This window comes from Peribacillus sp. NPDC076916 (assembly GCF_050269675.1).
In the GTDB taxonomy this organism is placed as follows: domain Bacteria; phylum Bacillota; class Bacilli; order Bacillales; family DSM-1321; genus Peribacillus; species Peribacillus aracenensis.
In genome coordinates this window covers 70611-91933 of record NZ_JBNNIU010000002.1, presented here as the reverse complement: position 1 = coordinate 91933, position 21323 = coordinate 70611, and the positions used below count along the sequence as shown (strand labels likewise).

General features: G+C 42.0%; 22 protein-coding genes and 1 other annotated feature. All 22 genes read right to left on the bottom strand.

Annotated features, from left to right (window positions below; translation table 11 throughout):
* Positions 1-34: 34 nt before the first annotated feature.
* Complete coding sequence (gene cccA, locus ACQKFG_RS05385; protein ID WP_192205585.1) at positions 35-403, bottom strand: cytochrome c550; 369 nt, start codon at positions 401-403, stop codon at positions 35-37.
* A gap of 221 nt (positions 404-624) precedes the next feature.
* The gene (locus ACQKFG_RS05380; RefSeq protein WP_342614166.1) at positions 625-1155 is read right to left on the bottom strand and encodes a hypothetical protein; all 531 of its coding nucleotides are present in this window, start codon (positions 1153-1155) and stop codon (positions 625-627) included.
* A gap of 188 nt (positions 1156-1343) precedes the next feature.
* Positions 1344-2477 (bottom strand): RNA polymerase sigma factor RpoD, encoded by a 1134-nt coding sequence (gene rpoD, locus ACQKFG_RS05375; protein WP_034308477.1) that lies wholly within the window; start codon positions 2475-2477, stop codon positions 1344-1346.
* A gap of 35 nt (positions 2478-2512) precedes the next feature.
* Entirely contained in the window at positions 2513-4318 is a 1806-nt protein-coding gene (dnaG, locus tag ACQKFG_RS05370; protein ID WP_192208344.1) for a DNA primase, read from the bottom strand.
* Positions 4319-4369: 51 nt separating this feature from the next.
* Positions 4370-4825 (bottom strand): YaiI/YqxD family protein, encoded by a 456-nt coding sequence (locus ACQKFG_RS05365; RefSeq protein ID WP_144526817.1) that lies wholly within the window; start codon positions 4823-4825, stop codon positions 4370-4372.
* 514 nt (positions 4826-5339) lie between these two features.
* A complete protein-coding gene (locus ACQKFG_RS05360; protein ID WP_370662553.1) occupies positions 5340-6161 on the bottom strand; it encodes a pyruvate, water dikinase regulatory protein in 822 nt (273 codons plus the stop codon).
* Positions 6162-6177: 16 nt separating this feature from the next.
* Positions 6178-6816 (bottom strand): helix-turn-helix transcriptional regulator, encoded by a 639-nt coding sequence (locus ACQKFG_RS05355; protein ID WP_286182260.1) that lies wholly within the window; start codon positions 6814-6816, stop codon positions 6178-6180.
* Between the two features lie 160 nt (positions 6817-6976).
* A complete protein-coding gene (gene glyS / locus ACQKFG_RS05350; RefSeq protein WP_427556862.1) occupies positions 6977-9046 on the bottom strand; it encodes a glycine--tRNA ligase subunit beta in 2070 nt (689 codons plus the stop codon).
* Complete coding sequence (gene glyQ, locus ACQKFG_RS05345; RefSeq protein WP_034308488.1) at positions 9033-9929, bottom strand: glycine--tRNA ligase subunit alpha; 897 nt, start codon at positions 9927-9929, stop codon at positions 9033-9035. Before glyQ ends, glyS begins: the two co-directional genes overlap by 14 nt.
* Before the next feature lie 99 nt (positions 9930-10028).
* Positions 10029-10205: a binding site (T-box leader), on the bottom strand.
* A gap of 58 nt (positions 10206-10263) precedes the next feature.
* On the bottom strand, positions 10264-11016 hold the full coding sequence (recO, locus tag ACQKFG_RS05340; RefSeq protein WP_076365248.1) for a DNA repair protein RecO: 753 nt from the start codon (positions 11014-11016) through the stop codon (positions 10264-10266).
* A gap of 33 nt (positions 11017-11049) precedes the next feature.
* On the bottom strand, positions 11050-11193 hold the full coding sequence (locus tag ACQKFG_RS05335) for a YqzL family protein (protein ID WP_076365246.1): 144 nt from the start codon (positions 11191-11193) through the stop codon (positions 11050-11052).
* Between the two features lie 97 nt (positions 11194-11290).
* Entirely contained in the window at positions 11291-12220 is a 930-nt protein-coding gene (gene era, locus ACQKFG_RS05330) for a GTPase Era (RefSeq protein ID WP_076365244.1), read from the bottom strand.
* Positions 12213-12611, bottom strand: coding sequence for a cytidine deaminase (locus ACQKFG_RS05325; protein WP_192205595.1), 399 nt, complete (start codon positions 12609-12611; stop codon positions 12213-12215). The genes era and ACQKFG_RS05325 overlap by 8 nt, the downstream gene beginning before the upstream one ends.
* A gap of 39 nt (positions 12612-12650) precedes the next feature.
* Complete coding sequence (locus ACQKFG_RS05320) at positions 12651-13028, bottom strand: diacylglycerol kinase family protein (RefSeq protein ID WP_192205597.1); 378 nt, start codon at positions 13026-13028, stop codon at positions 12651-12653.
* On the bottom strand, positions 13006-13482 hold the full coding sequence (gene ybeY / locus ACQKFG_RS05315) for an rRNA maturation RNase YbeY (RefSeq protein ID WP_076365237.1): 477 nt from the start codon (positions 13480-13482) through the stop codon (positions 13006-13008). The genes ACQKFG_RS05320 and ybeY overlap by 23 nt, the downstream gene beginning before the upstream one ends.
* Complete coding sequence (locus ACQKFG_RS05310) at positions 13479-15653, bottom strand: HD family phosphohydrolase (protein WP_369619333.1); 2175 nt, start codon at positions 15651-15653, stop codon at positions 13479-13481. The genes ybeY and ACQKFG_RS05310 overlap by 4 nt, the downstream gene beginning before the upstream one ends.
* Before the next feature lie 177 nt (positions 15654-15830).
* Complete coding sequence (locus ACQKFG_RS05305; RefSeq protein WP_260284728.1) at positions 15831-16793, bottom strand: PhoH family protein; 963 nt, start codon at positions 16791-16793, stop codon at positions 15831-15833.
* 3 nt (positions 16794-16796) lie between these two features.
* Positions 16797-17984 carry a sporulation protein YqfD gene (yqfD, locus tag ACQKFG_RS05300; RefSeq protein WP_427556853.1) on the bottom strand — a complete coding sequence of 396 codons (1188 nt, stop codon included), beginning with the start codon at positions 17982-17984 and terminating at the stop codon, positions 16797-16799.
* Positions 17985-17999: 15 nt separating this feature from the next.
* On the bottom strand, positions 18000-18284 hold the full coding sequence (gene yqfC, locus ACQKFG_RS05295) for a sporulation protein YqfC (protein ID WP_034308511.1): 285 nt from the start codon (positions 18282-18284) through the stop codon (positions 18000-18002).
* Between the two features lie 127 nt (positions 18285-18411).
* Positions 18412-18915: a hypothetical protein gene (locus ACQKFG_RS05290; protein WP_192205604.1), complete on the bottom strand. Its 504-nt coding sequence runs from the start codon at positions 18913-18915 to the stop codon at positions 18412-18414.
* Positions 18916-18937: 22 nt separating this feature from the next.
* The gene (gene floA / locus ACQKFG_RS05285) at positions 18938-19927 is read right to left on the bottom strand and encodes a flotillin-like protein FloA (protein ID WP_370662593.1); all 990 of its coding nucleotides are present in this window, start codon (positions 19925-19927) and stop codon (positions 18938-18940) included.
* A gap of 50 nt (positions 19928-19977) precedes the next feature.
* Positions 19978-21297: an NfeD family protein gene (locus tag ACQKFG_RS05280; RefSeq protein ID WP_370662594.1), complete on the bottom strand. Its 1320-nt coding sequence runs from the start codon at positions 21295-21297 to the stop codon at positions 19978-19980.
* Positions 21298-21323 lie beyond the last annotated feature (26 nt).

Here is a 21323-nt window from a genome sequence, read left to right as displayed (position 1 = left end):
GCTTTCCAACGATTTCTTGAGTCAGTTTCATGACTTATTTCAGTCCATGAATATATTCGGCCATGGCGTCAATATTCTGTTCTTCGACTAGACCTGACGGCATTGCACCTCGTCCATTAGTGATCACTTCTTTAACCTCGTCCACCGACAGACGATCGCCTACTCCTTTTAGAGCAGGCCCTACACCGCCTTGATAGGCGTCACCATGACAAGAGATACAGTTTTGCTTATAAATGTCCTCAGGTGATGCTGAGGCATTTTCTGTTTCTTCTGTCTTTTCGCCGCCCTCTTTTTCCTTAGCAAGATCTTTGGCATCACCCAAACCTTTAAACGAAAGTAAAAACATAAGTCCAATACCAAAAACCATGATAATAATAAAAGGCATTACTGGATTGCGATTCATAGTATTTCCTCCCCTATGTAGAACCTAAACTTACCATAATTAATATTATATACAAACAACTATATATTATTTTACTTGAAAAGAGTTTCAAGTAAAAGCCCAAAAATAGAAGATATTATATAATTTCTTAAAATTGTCAAAAACTTATGTATATTTCCAAACATTTTACTTTTTCTTACATATGCTCATAATACCCTAAATTCATCATTTAAAACCGCTGGTTATATTAATAAAAAGTAAAGAATGACAAGTGCTCCCAGGCCTCCCGCTATGGAAAAATGGAGCAGCTTCAGTTTTTTGCCAATTAGTATCCAGAGTCCGCAATTAATGAACAAGAAAATATAAAGGATACCTACTTTGCCGGGTGCCATGAATTCCGCAAAACTGATGGTTAGTAAAAGCAATGATAGCACCATTCCCATCAACGACATTTGAAAAATGATTTTCCTGCCGATAAAGCGTCGGACCGCCAGCCAAAAGACAAGTATTGAAATTGTTGTCATAAGCATTTGCATTCTTATGGGTATTTCAGTAAAATAATTCAAAAATACAATAAATGCAAAAAGGACCCCAATCAACATCCCTGAAAAGATACCGTTTTTTTTGCTCTCGGTTTTAATCGATTTAGATGGCGGCTGTTCGCCTTGACAGTATAATGCAAGCAGGTAATTACAATATTGTTCTGGAAGCATACGGCTTTCCTTCCAGGAGTTTATTTCTTGAATGATGATTTTCTTTCTCATCTCATCCATGGATCTCACTTCCTCTTCACTTTTTAACGGCTTAGCTTTTTAGTTATGCAAATTGTTTCCGATTCCATTATACGGAAAAACGGATAAGTATTGTTCTTTCAAGGATATTTTTACATTAAAATTCAAAAAAAAGAGCCGCTCCCGAACGCTAGGCATTCAAAGAGGGCTCTGTAAAGGACATATAAATTCTATTCCAGGAAATCTTTCAAGCGTTTGCTGCGGCTTGGATGTCTCAGTTTACGTAGCGCCTTCGCTTCGATTTGACGGATACGCTCGCGGGTTACCCCAAACACTTTACCCACCTCTTCAAGAGTACGGGTGCGGCCATCATCAAGTCCAAAGCGGAGTCTCAAGACGTTCTCTTCACGGTCTGTAAGAGTATCCAATACGTCTTCAAGCTGTTCTTTCAAAAGTTCATATGCTGCATGTTCCGATGGGGAAGTCGCATCCTGATCTTCAATGAAATCACCTAAATGTGAATCGTCCTCTTCACCTATTGGCGTTTCCAATGAAACAGGCTCCTGAGCTATTTTCAAGATTTCACGAACTTTTTCAGGTGTTAAGTCCATATCCTCCGCAATTTCTTCCGGAGAAGGTTCACGTCCTAAATCCTGAAGAAGCTGTCTTTGGACACGGATCAATTTATTGATGGTTTCCACCATATGCACCGGTATCCGGATCGTTCTTGCTTGGTCGGCAATGGCACGGGTTATCGCTTGGCGAATCCACCATGTTGCATACGTACTGAACTTGAATCCCTTGCGGTAATCAAATTTTTCCACTGCTTTGATAAGGCCCATATTACCTTCCTGAATCAAATCAAGGAAAAGCATTCCGCGTCCGACATAGCGCTTGGCGATACTGACAACAAGACGAAGGTTAGCTTCTGCCAAACGGCGTTTCGCTTCTTCATCTCCATCTTCAATTCTCGTCGCCAGAGATATTTCCTCTTCTGCCGATAAAAGGTCGACCCGACCAATTTCCTTTAAATACATGCGTACTGGGTCATTAATTTTAACGCCAGGAGGAACACTTAAATCATTTAAGTCAAACTCTTCTTCTTTTGCAAGTTTCTTCTCATCAGGATCGTCTTCATCTTCGTCTTCCTCACCATCAGTGAGTATTTCGACGCCGTTTTCTGCTAACACCTCATAGAACTCATCCATTTGATCGGAATCCAACTCAAAACCGCCAATCATTTCAGCAATTTTTTCTAAAGTCAAAGAGCCCCGTTTTTTACCTAGCTCTAGTAATTTTTCTTTCACCTGTTCAAGGCTAAATTCATTATCAACTTGTTTGGAACGTGCTGGTTTTTCAGCCATTAGTTCCCCTCCTTCCAGGACTTACACCTAAACGACTACAACATTTTACGCAATTTAATGATTTCCATGGCAATTTGTGCAGCAGTGACATAATCACTTCGTCTAACTGCATCTTTTTCTTCAACTTGTTTTTCTTTTATCTTTAACAACTTTTCATATTTCAACACTTGATTTATACAATCGGTCAGTTCTTTATCGGTAACTTCCTCATTCACTGACATCATTTCTATTTCAGAAACGATCCTTCTCAAGTTTGGATCCGGTAAATAAGTAAGGAAAAAGCTTGTATCCGGTTCGTGTCCATCTTCATAGAACGCATATAAATAGGTGATGATTGCCTGATGTTCATCTACATGAAAGACCGTTTGACCAAGCAACTGCTGAATTTTGAATGTCATATCCCTGCTTTTTAGCATATGGGCAATCAACTTCATTTCAGCATTATGGTGAGCAGGCTTTAACTTATGCTCATATTGCAGGGCCATCTTCTTTGGAGCTGCTGGCTGCGGCAGTGTCCCCTTCTTGCGTTCCGTAAAGAACACCTGACGCTGCTGCTGTTCCAGCGCATCCAATGAAAGGGAAAATTCAGAGGATAGCTGCCGGAGATAATGATCCCTCTCCACTGCATTGGGCAATCGCGAAATTTCTTTAAGGACTTCTTCGATATATTGAATTCGATCTCCTTCATTATTTACATTTTTCCCTCGACGCAAATAATGCATTTTGAATGCCATGTAGGTTAAACTGGCCCCTATTACTTCAGAAACAAAGCTTTTTTCACCGAATTCCTTTATGTAGTCATCGGGGTCCAAGTTATCAGGCATGAGAGCGACTTTCACGGAAAACTCATGGTCCTGTAACATATTAACTGCACGATTGGCAGCGTTCAATCCCGCAGAGTCCGAATCGTAGCAAATAAGTATCTGGTCAGTATTTCTTTTTAAAAGCTGGATATGCTGGTCCGTCAGGGCAGTGCCCATTGTAGCGACCGCATTCTCCACACCTGCGCCAACTGCTGAAATGCAATCGGCAAAGCCCTCAAAAATGACAGCTTGTTCTTTCTTTCGTATGTGTGGTCTTGCATGGTGGAAATTATATAAAGTTTTACTTTTATTAAAGATTGGCGTTTCAGGACTATTCAAATATTTGGGCTCATCGTCCCCCATCGCTCTTCCTGAAAACGCAATCGTATTTCCTTGATGATCCATAATTGGAAACATGACTCTATTTCTGAAACGGTCAAAATATGACTCGTCTTTTTCCCTGTAAATAATAAGCCCTGCCTGCTCCATGTATTCCGCTGGAAACCCGCGTTTTAAAAGGAATTTGGACACGAAGTCCCATGAATCCAAAGAGTAGCCAATTTGGAACTTTTCTATCGTTTCTTCAGTAAACCCGCGTTTAAGTAAATATTCGAGAGCATCCTGCCCCTCTTTCGTATTAACGAGGAGATGATGATAAAACTTCCTCAGCAGGTCATGGGCTTCAATCATTTGCTGAGAGCCTGCCGGCATGTTAGATCGCTTGGAATCCTTATTGATTTCAACATCCAAAGGAACATTTCCTTTTTCAGCTAAAACTTTTGCAGATTCCACAAAGCTGTAGCCTTCTATATCCATCAAGAAGGTAAAAATATTCCCGCCTGCCCCGCAACCAAAACAGTGAAAAATTTGTTTTTCCGTTGAAACGGAAAACGAGGGCGAGTTTTCACCATGAAAAGGACATAGGCCAAAGTAATTGCGCCCCTGCTTCTTCAGCTGGACATACTCCCCAATTAAATCAACAATGTCAACAGCTTCACGAATTTGATTAATTTTCTCATCTTCTATACGGCCATTTATCATTTTTCCACCTTGCAATATTGGTGATAGTTTTTAATTCGATACTGTTTCCTAATTCCCTGCAAAGTTCGACAATGTTTTCATAAGTTTATTTGTAAAACATGCACGATCTTCCTTTGTGAATGCTTTCGGCCCCTTCGTATGCTTACCCTGCCTGCGGAGTTTCGCCGACTGATAACGCATATCCAAGAGCATGAAAATATTCTCGTCAGTGTATTCTTTTCCCCTTGGCGAAAGGACATAAACGTTTTTAGGAAGCAGGGTCCCAGCCAAACCAATATCTGCTGTAACGACAATATCACCCTTTTTTACTGAGTTTACTATATAAAGATCTGCCGCTTCTTTGTCTGCATCGACATAAACCCATTTACCTTCAGGGTTATTCATCATATTTTTATATGATGCAACAAAACAGACTTCAACATCGTGCAAATTTGCACAATGAAGGATTTCGTCTTTCACCGGGCATGCATCGGCATCGACGTGTATCGTAGGTTTATTATTCATACCTTCTAATTCTACATCTTTCTGCATAATCCTTTTTCTCCCCTAAAATTTATGAAGATATGGTGAATTTTCAGCATTGATTCAGAGGATTCCCTCTAAAAAGAGCACAAATCATTCTTCAAAGAATACCTGCTTATTTAAGTGAAAGCACCTCTTTTGCCTTGAAAAAGACCAGCCCTTCCGGAATTATACGGAACATGTCGAATTATTTTTACAATAAAAACCTTGACATCTCATTAACCTTTAGTTTATTCCTTATTAATTAAGTCTAAACCTTAAGATTACTTTTTTCTCACAATTTTTTATTATAGTCTATTTGATTAGAAGATGCCAACATTTAAATCCTGAATGTTTTTTCATGCAAATCAGCGGATTTGCACTTGGAAACCAAGAGGGATTTTATGTAATTATTTTGAACTTATTCTTGTTATTCCCTTTTTCGACCTTGGCATTAAAATGTGAGCTGACACATAGAGTGTCTAGCTCACATTTTAATTTGCCTTAATTATAAGGATCAACGGTTTTTATTTTGAAGGATATTGATTATCAAATTGGCTGTTTCTTCGACAGCCTTATTGGTTACATCAATGATAGGACAGTTCAACCTTGATATGATTGTATCAAAGTATGTCAATTCTTCTTTTATTCGCTCCACATTTGCGTAAATGGCATGATCATTGAGCCCAAGTGACTTTAATCGTTCTTTACGAATATGGTTCAGCTTTTCCGGGCTGATCTTCAAACCGATGCATTTTTCAGGAGGTACCAGGAACAGCTCTTCTGGAGGTTCCACTTCAGGCACTAAAGGTACGTTCGCCACTTTATAGCGCTTGTGGGCTAAATACTGTGATAATGGTGTTTTGGAAGTGCGCGAAACACCCACAAGGACGATATCTGCACGTAAAATGCCCCGTGGGTCACGTCCATCATCATATTTTACAGCAAATTCAATGGCTTCCACACGCTTGAAATAGTCATCATCCAGCTTTCTCACCAGACCAGGCTCATTAAGCGGCCCTTTTGGCGCCCTTTCCTGAAGGATGTCCATGAGCGGCCCTAAAATGTCATAAGCAGACAGGTTTTCTTTCTCGACCTGTGCTTTCATATACGCTCTAATGGCTGGCTTGACAAGAGTATAAGCAATGATCGCCCCATCCAACTTAGCCAGTGATATCACTTCATCCACGTTTTGTTCATCTTCAATATACGGAATTCTCTTTATGGAAAAAGCAGATCCCGAGAACTGGCTTGCAGCGGCTTTTGTAACCAATTCCGCTGTTTCCCCTACTGAATCCGATACAACATATATAATAGAACCGTTCATATTCTCCGTCATTCCTTTTGCAAGCCCCCTAATAGCCTTCATCAGCCAAAGCTACGAATGCTTTCGTAATATTGGTTTTTGTAATCCTTCCAATTACTTCATAGCCTTTTTCTGTGTCTTTGACGACCGGTAATGAGTCGATTTGTTTATCAATCAATTTTTTGGCAACATCAATCAACAAGTCTTCTTTTGAACACATGGTAATATTGGGCATCCTAGTCATGATGATGTTGACTGGAATGGAGTTAAGCTCTTGTTTCCCAATACTCGCACGCAACAAGTCTTTCCTTGATAAGACACCAACAAGCAATGCATGCTTATCGACGACGAACATTGTTCCGACATCTTCTAAAAACATCATGACTATTGCATCATATACGGAAATGCCCTCGTCAACAACGACAGGTATCGATTGGTAGTCTCGTACATAAAGATGGTTGAGGCTATCTGTCAAAAGCTGTGTCCCTGACCTGCCTGTATAGAAATACCCCACCCGGGGCCTGGCATCAAGAAAACCTGCCATCGTTAAAATCGCTAGATCTGGACGAAGTGTCGCCCTGGTAAGGTTCAATCTATCCGCAATATGCTCTCCAGTAATCGGTCCGTTTTCTTTTACGATTTGTAAAATATGTTCCTGACGCTTATTCAATTGGATTATAATCACCACCCCACTGCTTTCGCAGAGTAAAGTAACAAAAGTTGTTCATTTAATAATTATATACTAAATTATTTAATTAGGGCATTTTTGTCCTATTTATTGACCATTTATCTTTTGAAGAAATCGGAAGCTCTTATTAAGGGTTTCCGATTTCCATACATCCTTTCGATCATGTAAGGATGATTTTATTCATGGCAGCAAAACCTGCAACTAAATCACTGATTTCCTTCATTAAGGATAAACGGTTATTACGGATTGCTTCATCCTCTGCCATGACCATTGTATTCTCGAAATATGACTCTATTTCCTTTTGCAGCGAAACAAGCTGTTCAAACCGCTCATTCTCATCTTTGGATTCCAAATAACGCTTTGCCACTTTTTGATATTTTACGTATAACGCATTCTCTTGATCATTCTCAAAGGCACTAGGGTCGACAGTTACCTTTTTGTCACATTTCACGGCAATGTTCATGACCCGACTCAAAGCTTCCAAACTTTCTTTAAAGCCAGCTTCGTCTTTTTTCGCATTCAAGACATGTGCACGTTCCACGATGGAATGGATATAGCCGATCTCATTGAACAGAACTGCATCAATCAAATCATAACGGATTTGCTGTTCTTGAAGCAGGTGTTTGACACGGGCTTTAAAGAATGTGAACATATCCGCTTTAACTTCTTCAAGATCACGTTTTAGGATGCCTTTTGATTCCAGTCCTTTAAGGCCTAAAACAATAAGCTCCTCTAAAGAAATATCCCATTTTTTCTCAGCTAGGATTTGGACGACTCCGCTCGCCTGCCTTCTTAATGCGTAAGGATCCTGGGAACCTGTCGGAATGACACCAATGGCGAAGAATGAAGACAAAGTATCAATTTTTTCAGCTAAACTCACAACCGCACCAATGACTGAAGGCGGTACAATGTCATCCGCATGTCTTGGCATATAATGTTCATTGATAGCCACGGCCACTTCTTTGGCTTCCCCTTTTAGGAGTGCATATTTTTCACCCATATACCCTTGCAATTCAGGGAATTCATAAACCATATGACTCACTAAATCGAACTTGGCAATTGCCGCTGTACGAAGCGCCATTTCTTTTTCGGCCTTTAAATTCAAAGCATCCGCAAGGGCACCGGTCACTGCAGTTACCCGGGCAGTTTTCTCGGCCAATGTACCAATTTCTTCATGATAAACGATGCTGTCAAGTTTTTTCAAAGCATCCGAAATCTCTTTTTTCTGATCTTCTTGATAGAAGAATGCTGCATCCGATAAGCGGGCACGCAATACTTTTTCATTCCCTTTAGAGACCTTATCCAAATGACGGTCATCGCCGTTACGCACGGTTACAAAGTAAGCAAGCAGTTTCCCGTCCTTATCTTTAACAGGGAAATAACGTTGGTGTTCCTTCATTGATGTGATAAGTACCTCAGCAGGAAGCTCTAGGAATTCTTCTTCAAAATGTCCAAATAACACCGTTGGATACTCTACCAAATTATTGACTTCTTCAAGCAGATCTTCATCGACCGGGATGATCCAGCCTTTCTCCTGCTCAAGCTCTTTAATCTGATCCAATATAACTTGTCGGCGTTTATCTGGATCCGCCATTATAAATTGTTCTTTTAGCGTATCTTCATACCGTTCCGGCTGCTCGATGATTGCGCTATTGCCCAAGAAACGGTGTCCTTTTGTTTCACGGCCCGTTTCCACGTCAGCAATGCTAAATGGAACTATGTCATTGCCGAATAAGGCAATCAGCCATTTAATCGGACGGACGAAGCGGAGCTCCTGATTGGCCCAGCGCATATTTTTCGGGAACGTCATGCCGCTGATGATTTCCTGAAGCTCAGATAAAAGCTGAGCAGTCTGCTGTCCTTTTATGAATTTATTCACATGGGCATATTCCACACCCTTGAGTTCTTTAAAATAAATGTCCTCTGGAGTCATGCCTTGACCCCTGACGAATCCCAATGCGGCTTTAGACCAGTTGCCTTCACTGTCCAAAGCGATTTTCTTAGCCGGACCTTTTGCTTCTTCTTCGATATCCTTTTGGGATTCTTCCACATCTTTCACCAATACAGCTAAACGTCTTGGTGTGGAAAAAGCTTCAACCGTTCCGAATTCAATCGCTTTTTCCGTTAGCCATTGCTGTACTTTATCTGACAATTGTTTCATTGATGCTGTCACAAAACGGGCAGGCAGCTCTTCCAATCCAATCTCCAATAACAAATCACGCTTGCTCATTTGTATTCTCCCCTTTCACTTTCAGGATCGGGAAGCCTAATTTTTCCCGCTCTTCATAGAAGGTTTTGGCAACCTTACGCGCTAAGTTACGGCAACGGGCAATATAACCCGTTCTTTCCGTCACCGAGATGGCACCTTTGGCATCCAAAAGGTTAAATGTATGTGAACATTTCAAGACATAATCATATGCAGGATGTACAAGTCCTTCTTCCATTTGGCGATGCGCTTCCTTTTCATACATCGTGAAAAGCTGGAATAGCATATCAAGGTCGGAGGTTTCGAACGTATATTTCGAATGTTCGTATTCCGGCTGACCAAATATATCCCGAACTGTGAATCCATCTGTCCATTCTAGGTCAAATACATTTTCCTTATCTTGAATGTAAGAGGCGAGACGTTCGATTCCGTATGTAATTTCCACTGAAACCGGCTTACACTCAAGGCCGCCCACTTGTTGGAAATATGTAAATTGAGTGATTTCCATTCCATCAAGCCATACTTCCCAACCTAGACCAGCACAACCTAGTGATGGATTTTCCCAGTTGTCCTCCACAAAGCGAATATCATGCTCAAGCGGATTTATCCCTAATGCGCGTAATGAATCCAAATATAACTCTTGGATATTGTCAGGCGACGGCTTCATGATCACTTGGAACTGATGATGCTGATACAGTCGATTAGGGTTCTCGCCATATCGGCCGTCAGCAGGACGGCGTGAAGGTTCCACGTAAGCAACGCTCCAAGGCTCCGGTCCAATGGCTCTCAGGAACGTGTATGGGCTCATCGTTCCTGCCCCTTTCTCTACATCATAAGCATTCATCAATATGCAGCCTTGTTCAGACCAATGCTTTTGTAACGTTAAAATCATATTTTGAATATTCATCGTACACCTCCAGATTATTTAAAACGGCTCTTATAAAATTAAGGAATAGGAACCCATTACATCTTGGCAAACAAAAAACTCCCGTCCCTATGCGAAATGCATAGGGACGAGAGTTTACCCGCGGTTCCACCCTAATTGCCGTTTATAAAACGGCCTCTTTTCAAAGCAACATGCTCCGGAAACGCCCTTCCCTGTAAATCCATATCCCGGCTTCCACCGTCCCGGGTTCGCTTTTTATGGAGAATGACAGATACTCTTTTCCATCAACGCAATCTTCTTATTTTGATGATTAGAATTTTATACAAACTAGCATGGAATGTCAATAGGGCAGATCCTAAAACATATCTTTCATCGTATCAATCTGTTTCAGGAACTTTTTTGATTTCAAATGCAGACCGGAATATTCCTCATAATATGCATCGATGATCTTCCGAAGTTCTTTTTTCGTTTCAGGCTTAACGGAAATGTTTCCGAGCCTTGATAAATCGAAATAATAAAAGATTCGAAGCAATTTGACGGCTGCAGGTGAAATTTTATAATGATAGGGGTCTTTCCCCAGACAGCGGTGACAGATAAAGCCCGCTTCCCGAAGCGAGAAGGAGAATTCCCCTTCCGTTTCACCACATACAGCACACTGATTCAGCACTGGGTTAATCCCATTTACGGGCAGCATCTTCATTTCAAAAATGAATGTCAAAACCTCTGCGTCATATTCCTCGTTTATGTAATGCAAGGTTTGCGAAAGCAATTCATATAAATACGGATTCGGTTTCTTATCCTCGACGCTTTTATCAAGCAATTCAACAATATATGAAGCATAAGCAGTGGCAAAAAGATCCTCCCGTATGAAACGGAGTGAATCGACCATTTCGCCTTGCTGAAGACTACCGAGTCCGGTTGATGTGGTTACAAGAAAATACCCGGAGCAAAAAAGCTGTGTGACGGCAGAAAGCCTGCTGTTTGGTTTACTGGCTCCTCTAGCCATAACGCCAATTTTACCTAGCTCACGGGTATATATAGTAATGATTTTGTTATTTTCTCCATATGCAGTTCGCCTTATGACAATGCCCTCACATTTTTGGAGCATACCAAGACACCACCCATGCTCGCCAAGACTAACCTATGAAACAGGAAAATCAATTTCTGCTAGCTCATCGTTCAATACCAAGTGTCTTTCCTGTCTCTCGACTTCTATCTCCTTAAACAGCAAATAGGTGTCCACATTACCTGTTTCAGTAAATAACTCCCAGGTAAAATCCAACATATAAAGCCCACCTTTCATTTTTAACTAGCAATGAATATCCGACCATATGGTTAGCTTGACCGTTTTCCGAACTTTCATGAAGCGTAAATTTTGTTAATTAATACTCGCTCTCATTGAAGCCATAATCGCGAAGCTGGCTTGCTTTGTTCCGCCAATCCTTCTGTACTTTCACCCATAGTTCCAAGAAAACTTTCGAGCCCAATAAGTTTTCGATATCCACTCTGGCACGGCTGCCGACTTCTTTAAGCATTTTCCCTTGCTTTCCGATGACAATGCCTTTTTGTGAATCACGTTCGACAACGATCGTCGCCATGACATTAATGGTATCACTGTTGTCCATTTTTTTAATTGAATCGATGACAACAGCCACTGAATGCGGAATTTCTTCCCGTGTCAGGTGCAGTACCTTCTCGCGGACCAATTCGGAAATGATAAAGCGTTCCGGGTGGTCTGTCACTTGGTCAGCCGGATAAAACTGGGGACCCTCTGGCAGATGCTCCTTGATTTGTTCAAGCAGTGTATCGACATTATTTCCTTCAAGCGCTGAAATCGGAACGACCGCCGCAAAGGGGTATAGCTGTTGGTATTTTTCAATGATCGGAAGTAAATCATCTGGGTGCATCGCATCGATTTTGTTTACAACAAGGAAAACAGGCGTTTTTACGGATTGAAGTTTTTCGATGATAAACTCGTCACCGCGTCCGTATCCTTCAGTCGCATTGATCATGAAGAGAATCAAATCGACTTCCTTCAATGTATTCGTGGCCACTTTCATCATGAAGTCACCAAGCTTATGCTTTGGTTTATGAATGCCGGGTGTATCGATGAAAATCATTTGTGAATCGTTTTGAGTAAGTACACCCTGGACCTTATTTCTTGTAGTTTGCGGTTTATCGCTCATGATGGCGATCTTTTGACCGATGACCCGATTCAGAAATGTACTCTTTCCAACATTAGGTCGTCCAATAATCGAAATGAAACCTGATTTGTAATCTTTTACTTGTTTATCATCAAATAGTTTATCCATTTAAATCCTCCGGTGAAAAAGCTCCTGGAAGCAATTCCTGTACTGTTAGTTCTTTTATATCCCCATGTAAGTTGGTCAAAACGACCGGCATATCCTTTTCACACAGTTCCGAAATAACCTGCCTGCATGCCCCGCATGGGGAAACGGGACCATCGGTATCTGCCACGACTGCAAGTTTAGTGAATTTTTTATCATTATGGGCATAAGCGCTGAATAAAGCTGTCCTTTCGGCGCAATTACACATGCTGTATGCAGCATTTTCTATATTACAACCATGATAGACCTTTCCATCAGAGGTTAAAAGGGCAGCCCCCACCTTAAATTTGGAGTAAGGCACATAAGCTTTATCCCTTGCTTTTTTAGCTTCCTCAATCAATTCTTTTGTATTCAATTCACATCTTCCTTTCAAATTGAGTACCATTTTGGCAACCTACAGGCCAAACTTGGGCAAAAAGATAATCAATCCAACTATTATAGAAAATATAGCATATATGAATACAGCACCGGCTGCAATATCTTTTGCCTGCTTGGCAAGCGGATGGATTTGATCCGTTACCAGGTCCACTACCCTTTCAATCGCTGAATTAACGAGCTCCAGCGTAATCGTACCGGCTATTGCCGCTAAAATGAAAAGCCACTCCATCCCATTCAATGAGAAGTACCAACCAAAGAATACGACGATTGCCGTTAACACGAAATGTATCTTGATATTGCGTTCAGTCCTAACGGCCTCCAAAATTCCCTGACAGGCAAAAGAGAAACTTTTTAATAAAGGATACCTTTTTTTACCCTTCTCTTGAAAGTCCATATTCTTCCAAGATCTCCTTTTGTTTAGTGAACATCACTTTTTCATCTTCTTCATTCATGTGGTCGAATCCTAATAAATGCAGAAAACCATGCAGTGCTAAAAATCCAAGTTCCCGGTCAAATGAATGACCATACTCTTCAGCCTGTTCTTTCGTGCGTTCAATGGAAATGATGATATCCCCTAACATGCGGGGCATTTCCGCACCGACAATTTCCACTTCATCTTCCCCCATTTCTTCAAGTGCAAAGGAAATGACATCTGTAGCTGAATCTTTATGTCGATATTCTTTATTGATTTCCCGAATCCTATCATTGTCTACAAATGTAACTGACAGCTCGGTGTCTTTTTCAATGTTTTCTTTTCTTGCCGCAAATTGCAGAATGCTTTCAACAAGCCGCTGTGCTTCCTCCGTTACTTCATTCGTTTCATCCATTAAATCGATAGCTAAAATCATTCTTTCACCTTCTGTCCTAATTTATCCGGCTCCGGATATTCAATCCTGGAGTGGAAGATACCATTCAGCGATTCACATAAGGAATGCTTCACGATACTCAATTCTCTCATAGTAATGTCACATTCATCAAATTGACCATCAGAAATCCTGTCCTGAATGATGAAACTTACCAACTCTTCAATCTTCTCCGGAGTTGGGTGCTTCATCGATCTCACTGCGGCTTCCACACTATCGGCTATGCCGATGACGGCCACTTCCTTCATTATCGCCCTCGGCCCGGGATATCGGTAGGCAGCTTCAAGTGTGGACTCATCCTGTTTTTTTGCCTTATGGTAGAAAAACTTCAATAAAGTCGTACCATGATGCTGCTCTGCAATATCCACAATCTCTTTCGGGAATTTGTGACCTCGCAGCATCTCCCCGCCATCTACGGCATGGGCAATGATGATATCCCTGCTCGTTTCCGGCTGCAGCCGATCATGCGGGTTCTCTTCATTCATCTGATTTTCGATGAAGAAATGCGGCCGCTTCGTTTTACCTATATCATGATAATAGCTGCCGACCCTTGCCAGCAACCCATTCGACCCGATGGCTTCACAAGCCGATTCCGCCAAATTGGCGACCATAACACTGTGATGATATGTCCCCGGTGCCTCAATCAAGATCCTCCGCAATAACGGATGATTGGGATTCGCGAGCTCTATAAGCTTAATCGATGATAAGATCCCGAAACCTGCCTCGAAAAACGGTAACAGGCCCATTGTCAAAACGGCTGAACCCACTCCAGAACCTATGGCGGCAGCAGCATAATACAAGTACTCCATTCTAGTATAATGGCTGTCCATAATAAAGATGAGAGAAAAAACAAATGCCATATTGATTAAAGACAATAGCAGCCCCGCTACCAGCACCTTTGATTTGAAATTCGGCCTGGATAGAATGATGATTGCCGTCAATCCCCCGAAAATGATATAAAGCCCCATCGAGAAATCCAGATTTCCAGGTGTATCACCATTAAATATAATCGTACCATACGAACCTAACAATATGATCATTGCCACCGCTAACTTATCATTCAATAATATCTTGATGATCATCGCCGCCATGGCACCCGGAAAAATGTATTCCAAGTTCGAGTTTTTCAAGTCTGCCAGAACGCTGACCGTTTTCATGGTAGCCATTGAAAGGATAAAGACAAGACTGAAGATCAATAATTGGTTGTACTTGTTATCCTTTTTGGAAATGGAATAGTAGAAATAGTAATAAAAAGCGGCAAAGGTCAGGAATATGAATAACAGCAGGCCAATATACGGGTAAATGGTAGACTCCGTATTTAAGAAGCCTGCCAGTTCAAGCTGCCTATATACATCCCTGTCCACTAATTGATTTTCTTCAACGATGATCTGACCTTGAAGGATCCTGATCGGCTCCACGCTTTCAATCGCTTTCCTTCGCTGTTCCTCGGTTTTGTCCTTATCGAAAAATACATTCTGAATGATTGCCGTACGTGCAAGGGAAGTGGAGGCTTTTTTCATATCGCCACTAATGCTCATATAATCCAATTCCTCTACAACCTTTTTCTTGGCATTTTCGACGTCACTTGCAGCGATCCGCGAGCTCATCACATTATTCACGGCTGTAATGGTTGAATCCTTCGCTATTTTCAACTCATCTTCATCCGCCTGAACTAATGCCAGGAAAACGGATTCCTCGATATTTCTATTCACTTCATCGGTCAATTTTTCTTTTAATATGGAAACTTTTTGAGCATCCGTCTTTACGGTCCCTTTTTTATCGTCTTTTCCCTCATCTTCTTTATGGTCTTTATCGGGGTCCGTTTCTTTATTGACCTCTATTGCTGAATCGAAAATGGATGAAATCAGATCGACTTTATTTTTGGCATATTCCTTTTTTAAAGAATAAACATCCGCCACCTGTTTTGAAATCTCTTCTTTTTCCTGTTCCGTCTTATAGGTATCTTCCACAGTCTTAGTTGAACGGATTGTTTGTTCCGCAGGCTTAAAAAGCTCTACCTGGACCCTTTCAGGCTTAACATTGGAGAACATTAACGCATACGCAAATAAACCAAGTATGATGAACAGAAGCACTTGAAAAAAGCGATGGACCAACAGCCCTTTTATTTGAGTGAAAAATTTCTGGATACGATTCAAGGAAGGTCCTCCTAAAAAATGATGTTTATTATTCTAGATATGTAAAATCATAACAGTTTTTATGTGAATTTTCACCTTCGTATTGATAAATGTAGCTTCTTATCCACTTTTTCCCCATAAAGTTTGTCATTTAGACACATCACGAAAAATCCGCCGATTGAAATGGCGGATTTTTTCTTATGACTTCGCCTGCTCGTAAGCAGTAATGATTTTGGCGACAAGCGGATGCCTTACTACATCACTTTGTTCAAAATAAACAAAGGAAAGGCCTTTAACATTCTTCAAAATCTCTTCTACTCGGACTAGACCTGACTTCATGCCTTTCGGAAGGTCAATCTGGGTCCGATCTCCCGTAATGACCATTTTCGATCCGAAACCAAGCCGGGTCAAGAACATCTTCATTTGGGCTTCCGTCGTGTTCTGGGCTTCATCCAATATGACAAAGGCATCTTCAAGCGTACGGCCCCTCATATAAGCCAGAGGAGCTATTTCGATCGTTCCGCGCTCTATCATCCTTTGCGTCTGTTCCATCCCTAGGAGGTCATGGAGAGCGTCATACAGCGGCCGTAGATAAGGATCTACCTTTTCCTTCAGATCACCAGGCAGAAAGCCAAGGCTTTCCCCCGCTTCGACGGCAGGCCGTGTCAGGATGATCCGTTTAACATGTCCATTTTTCAATGCGTTGATGGCCATCACTACAGCAAGGTAGGTCTTCCCGGTTCCGGCAGGCCCAATTCCAAATACAAGGTCCTGTTTCTTTATAGCCTGGATATAGTATCTTTGCCCGATTGTTTTGACTTTAATGGATTTCCCTTTAGCCGTTTTAGCGATTTCCTCATCATATAATTCACCGAAGTACTCCAATGTGCCTTTTCTTGCCATTTCAATTGCATAAAGCACATCCCTGGAACTGATTGCAATTCCTTTTCTCACAACTGTCAATAATGCGTTGAGGATTTCCTCCCCCATCGTTACCCGCTCGATATCCCCGGCAACACTCACCGCTTCACCTCGGGTTATGACGGAAATGCCAAGCTCCTCTTCGAGCACTTTTACATTTGAATCTCCATTGCCCAATAATGCGATCGCTTCATTGGGTGATTTTATTTCGAGCTTAATTACTTTCACATCATCTGCCATTCGTTAGTCTCCTTGAATGATTGGCTGTCCAATCGCTATATCTTCAATAACTTGGTAATGTATAGATAATTTAACTTTACCATTCTCCATGCTTTCGTGCAAAATTTTTTCCTCGATGATTTCATCTTCCTCTTCTAAATGCTTTTTCAATTCTGCTTTAGCCATTTTCCGGCCTTCCTTGACCGCTTCTTTCTCGGTATAACTTCGTACAATGTCTTCCTTGCTCCTCAATGTCACTTGTTTATAGGAAATGGGTAGTTCCCATTGAAGAAAGTGAAAAGGCCTCACTGTCGTTTCTTTTTCCTGTTTTTCATATCCCGGATCCTTGAAACCCCATACCGGAAGGGAAAAGCCCCCCATTTTCAAAAAGTGCCTGCTCGTTTCATCCCCGTTAAAAACAGAAAACTTGGTTTTTAACGGAACTTCCACTTTCGCTTTATACCACGTTTTCCCTTTTATTACTCCCTGTGCCGATACAATCTCCTGTTTATCCTCTTTTCCAATCAATCCTGAAACAAGAAGCTGCCCTTTTCCTACATAATCATTTACATTAACAATAGATTGTCCCTTTTCAACGAACATATCAGAGATGATCGCTTTTTTTGAAGCAACCAAATTTTGCGGAGATGTTTTCTCGACCTCTTTAGGCTGCCGTTTTTCTACTACCCGAAAATGATATGTCGTTCCCTTTAACTCTACCCCTACCCATGTCAATGCCCCAATCCGGTCTGACAGCTTACGCTGAATCGTATCCACATCATCAACAAAGAATTGTACTTTCCCGATCTTCACTCCCATCTTGTCCAATTCTTTCCGGATGGCATGCTCGGTTGCCGGTTTGGCATCTTGAACCTCGATGCCCCAAACCATATTGGAAAGTACAAATATACAGAGCAGGAAAGCGATCATCCCCGCTAAAAACCCGCTGTTTTTCATGACTCTCTTCATTAGGAAAGGGAAACCCTTTCCCTGCATGAACTTTACTTTACAATCGCTCTTACGCATGACCTGACGGAGTTTGGGGATATCCCTGATATCCAGATGGAAAATCAGGGCTTCACTTCCGACACGCTTCACATCCCAGATATGAAGCCCCCTTCTCGTCAGCATATTAATCAGCCGTTCTGCACCTTTGCCATAAGCCTTCACCTTTACATAGCCTGTATAATAGTTTGTCCATTGGTTTTTCATGGAGACCTCCCGGGATCATTCATTAATAAAATAGACCTTATCGATTTTGCCTTCGAGCATGATTTCTTCCGGCAAAATCGTCTTTATGACAAAGGCATTTCCCTTTATCAACAACTGCCCATTTTTCAGCATCAATCGCACTTCGCTGTCTGTAAAAGCCAATAAGCCACGATGGTTTTCAATATAAATATGTAATTGACCGATCATTGTAATTCGCGGCAGGTCCATCATGACATCTTGCGGAAGGTCCATTGTTTTGGTCATAAGCTGTTTCACTTTTTTTCCCCAATTGCGTGCCATAAAAAAGAACCCCCTTTCATCTCAATGTATGAAATGAAAGAGGGTTCTAGCACAAAATTATAAGTGATGAAAGTCTATTTTTTCATGCTCATTTAATGACGGGCTTAAAAAAGCCCATGGTTCCGAATCACCTTCTGGACCTCTGAAGACTTCTCTTCGCCCTTGGCGGTCCCAGCACTTCTGACATGATGATGCCATCAATCAGCTGCTTTTTACCAAAAGACGGCCCTTTGCGATAGACCGGACTGTTATTATCTGAAATCGTTGATGTGATTTGATCCGCCTTCGCTTTTTGATATAAACGCTGCTGATCGTACTTCTGCTGAAGCCTTCTAAGCTCCGCAATCCGTTCGTTCGCCTCATTCGTCGTCTCATCGATCACTTCAACAGCCTGAGCTGCCTGCTGTTCGACTTTCCTTACGGGAGCAGGCGCAGGGCTTTGCTGCGGATTCTCCTGCTGCATTTCACCTTGAAGCTCCCGCATGACCTCCTGCCATTTCTTTTTCGGAGGCTTGTTAGGATCATCATATTGCTGAGGCTGCTTCTTCTTTCCTAACATGGACGTTAAAATACCGATCAAGACAATGATAAGGAATGGGTTCTTGAGAAAGAAATCAATAAAATCTCCCATTTAAAGACCTTCCTTCCCTGACCTAATTATTATTATTGTTATTGTTGTTATCTTTTGGATTGTCTGATATTTTACTGATGGAATCGCGCATGTCCGTATCGGCCGTGATATTTTGGATATTCATATAATCCATCACTCCAAGGTTTCCGCTTTTCAGTGCATCGGCCATGGCCAATGGAACTTCCGCTTCGGATTGAACAACCTTCGCTCTCATTTCCTGAACACGGGCAACCATTTCCTGTTCAAGTGCAACAGCCATCGCACGGCGTTCTTCGGCCTTTGCCTGGGCTATTTTCTTATCGGCTTCGGCTTGGTCCGTCTGTAATATGGCCCCGATATTTTTACCGATATCCACTTCAGCGATATCAATGGAAAGAATTTCGAATGCCGTCCCTGAATCCAACCCTTTCGATAATACCGTTCTTGAAATCAAATCGGGGTTCTCAAGTACATCTGTATGCATTTTCGAAGCACCGATCGTCGATACGATCCCTTCACCTACACGGGCAATGATCGTCTCTTCACCGGCACCACCGACAAGGCGTTCAATATTGGCCCGGACCGTTATCCTTGCCTTCGCTTTCACTTCAATACCATTCATCGCCACACCAGAGATGAACGGAGTTTCGATCACTTTCGGGTTAACGCTCATTTGAACGGCTTCCAGTACATCACGTCCTGCAAGGTCAATGGCTGCACCCCGTTCGAAAGGAAGCACGATATTGGCACGTTCTGCAGCAATTAATGCATTCACCACTCGATCGACATTACCGCCTGCAAGGTAATGGCTCTCCAATTGATTCGTTGAAACATTGATTCCAGCCTTATGGGCCTTGATAAGCGGGTTGACGACCCTGCTTGGTATAACACGGCGAAGCCTCATCCCAACTAATGTAAATATACTGATTTTGACTCCTGCCGCTAAAGCGGAAATCCATAGCATTACTGGTACGAATGTGAAAAACACTGCCAATACGATGATGGCAGCAATCACTGCCAGTACAATAAATATCGTTCCTGAAGTTATCACTTAATGATTCATCCTTCCTGTATCTTTTAATTTTAATTTGAATCCGGAATTTCCCGGACGACTACCCTTGATCCTTCAACTTTAACGATGATGATTGATGAACCCTTGGAAATAAAGCTTCCTTCGGTCACGACATCCACTCTTTCTTCTTTGACCAAAGCTGTTCCTGAAGGCCTCAAATCTGTAAGGGCCTTCCCTTCTACACCTAATAAATCCAAACGGTTCGGATTGCTGACATATCCTTGTTCCGTTTTTGTTGCATCGGTTAATATCATTTTCCTGAAAAATTTCATCTGTTTTCCAAACACCTTTACAAGTAGGATGAATACCAAAATGGATACGGTGACCGCAATTAGCAAGGATATCGTCATATGGACCGGATCACCTGTTGCGAGGAATAAACTCCCCACTATCGCGGTAAATCCGAGCAGCCCGATAATCCCCCCTGGGATAAAAAATTCAATTAGTACGAGAATGACCCCGATGATGAACATCGCTAACGATTCGTATCCCGTGATACCGGCGACAAGATGACCATAGAAAAATAAGACAAGACTGGTGATCCCAATGACCCCCGGAATTCCAAAACCGGGTGAAAACAATTCGATCACTATCCCGATTCCCGCTATCGTTAACAAAATGGGAACGACGATCGGATTGGTCAAAAAGCGGGCAAGTTTCTCAGGAAAGCTTTCTTCGATTGACCGAATATCAGCATCCTCGACTCCAAGTATACTATACAGCTCCGCTTTCCCAGAGACGGTGCCTTCACTATATCCAGCCTTTTTTGCCTGTTCAGCTGTAAATGTCAGCAACTTCCCTTTTTCCGCTCCATATTCGGGCAGATCGATGTCAACATCCGCCATCGCCTGGGCGTATATGGGATCACGTCCATTTTGTTCTGCAGCAGTCTTCATGGCAGCTAACCAATAAGATTGCGCTTTCTTACCTGCAGCATTCCCCGTTGAATCTATCACAGCCGCAGATCCCATGGTGGCGCTCGGAACCATATAGATCTCATCTGCACTTAGAGAAATGTATGCCCCTGCAGATAATGCCCTGTTATTGACATAGGCAACTGTCTTGATTGGTGAATCCGACAGTAACTTTGCAATTTCCCCCGCTGCATCCACAGCACCTCCAGGGGTATTCACCTCGAAAACGACAAGATCTGCATCAGCTGCCTCAGCAGTGGTCAGCGCGCGCTCCAAAAAGGCCGAGAGTCCCTTTTCCACCGTTTCTTCAATTGGAACATGGTAAACGATCTTCTCGTTTGCAGATGCCGTCGCCCCCCAAAAAGAAGACATGGTGAACAGCAATCCAAATAATAGTACAGATAAATAACGCCAAATTTTCAACGGAACGCCCCCTTTCCCGT

Bases quoted from the DNA above. Each gene is read 5' to 3' on its own strand.
- glyQ (WP_034308488.1), bottom strand. From the start codon at position 9,929: ATGAATATTCAAAATATGATTTTAACGTTACAAAAGCATTGGTCTGAA.
- cccA (WP_192205585.1), bottom strand. From the start codon at position 403: ATGAATCGCAATCCAGTAATGCCTTTTATTATTATCATGGTTTTTGGT.
- yqfC (WP_034308511.1), bottom strand. From the start codon at position 18,284: ATGGCACGCAATTGGGGAAAAAAAGTGAAACAGCTTATGACCAAAACA.
- ACQKFG_RS05365 (WP_144526817.1), bottom strand. From the start codon at position 4,825: ATGAATAATAAACCTACGATACACGTCGATGCCGATGCATGCCCGGTG.
- rpoD (WP_034308477.1), bottom strand. From the start codon at position 2,477: ATGGCTGAAAAACCAGCACGTTCCAAACAAGTTGATAATGAATTTAGC.
- era (WP_076365244.1), bottom strand. From the start codon at position 12,220: ATGGATAAACTATTTGATGATAAACAAGTAAAAGATTACAAATCAGGT.
- ACQKFG_RS05305 (WP_260284728.1), bottom strand. From the start codon at position 16,793: ATGGCAGATGATGTGAAAGTAATTAAGCTCGAAATAAAATCACCCAAT.
- recO (WP_076365248.1), bottom strand. From the start codon at position 11,016: ATGCTCCAAAAATGTGAGGGCATTGTCATAAGGCGAACTGCATATGGA.
- ACQKFG_RS05290 (WP_192205604.1), bottom strand. From the start codon at position 18,915: ATGGGAGATTTTATTGATTTCTTTCTCAAGAACCCATTCCTTATCATT.
- ACQKFG_RS05335 (WP_076365246.1), bottom strand. From the start codon at position 11,193: ATGTTGGATTTTACCTGGGAGTTATTTACTGAAACAGGTAATGTGGAC.
- yqfD (WP_427556853.1), bottom strand. From the start codon at position 17,984: ATGAAAAACCAATGGACAAACTATTATACAGGCTATGTAAAGGTGAAG.
- ACQKFG_RS05360 (WP_370662553.1), bottom strand. From the start codon at position 6,161: ATGACGGAGAATATGAACGGTTCTATTATATATGTTGTATCGGATTCA.
- glyS (WP_427556862.1), bottom strand. From the start codon at position 9,046: ATGAGCAAGCGTGATTTGTTATTGGAGATTGGATTGGAAGAGCTGCCT.
- ACQKFG_RS05380 (WP_342614166.1), bottom strand. From the start codon at position 1,155: ATGGATGAGATGAGAAAGAAAATCATCATTCAAGAAATAAACTCCTGG.
- ACQKFG_RS05320 (WP_192205597.1), bottom strand. From the start codon at position 13,028: ATGGACTTTCAAGAGAAGGGTAAAAAAAGGTATCCTTTATTAAAAAGT.
- ybeY (WP_076365237.1), bottom strand. From the start codon at position 13,482: ATGATTTTAGCTATCGATTTAATGGATGAAACGAATGAAGTAACGGAG.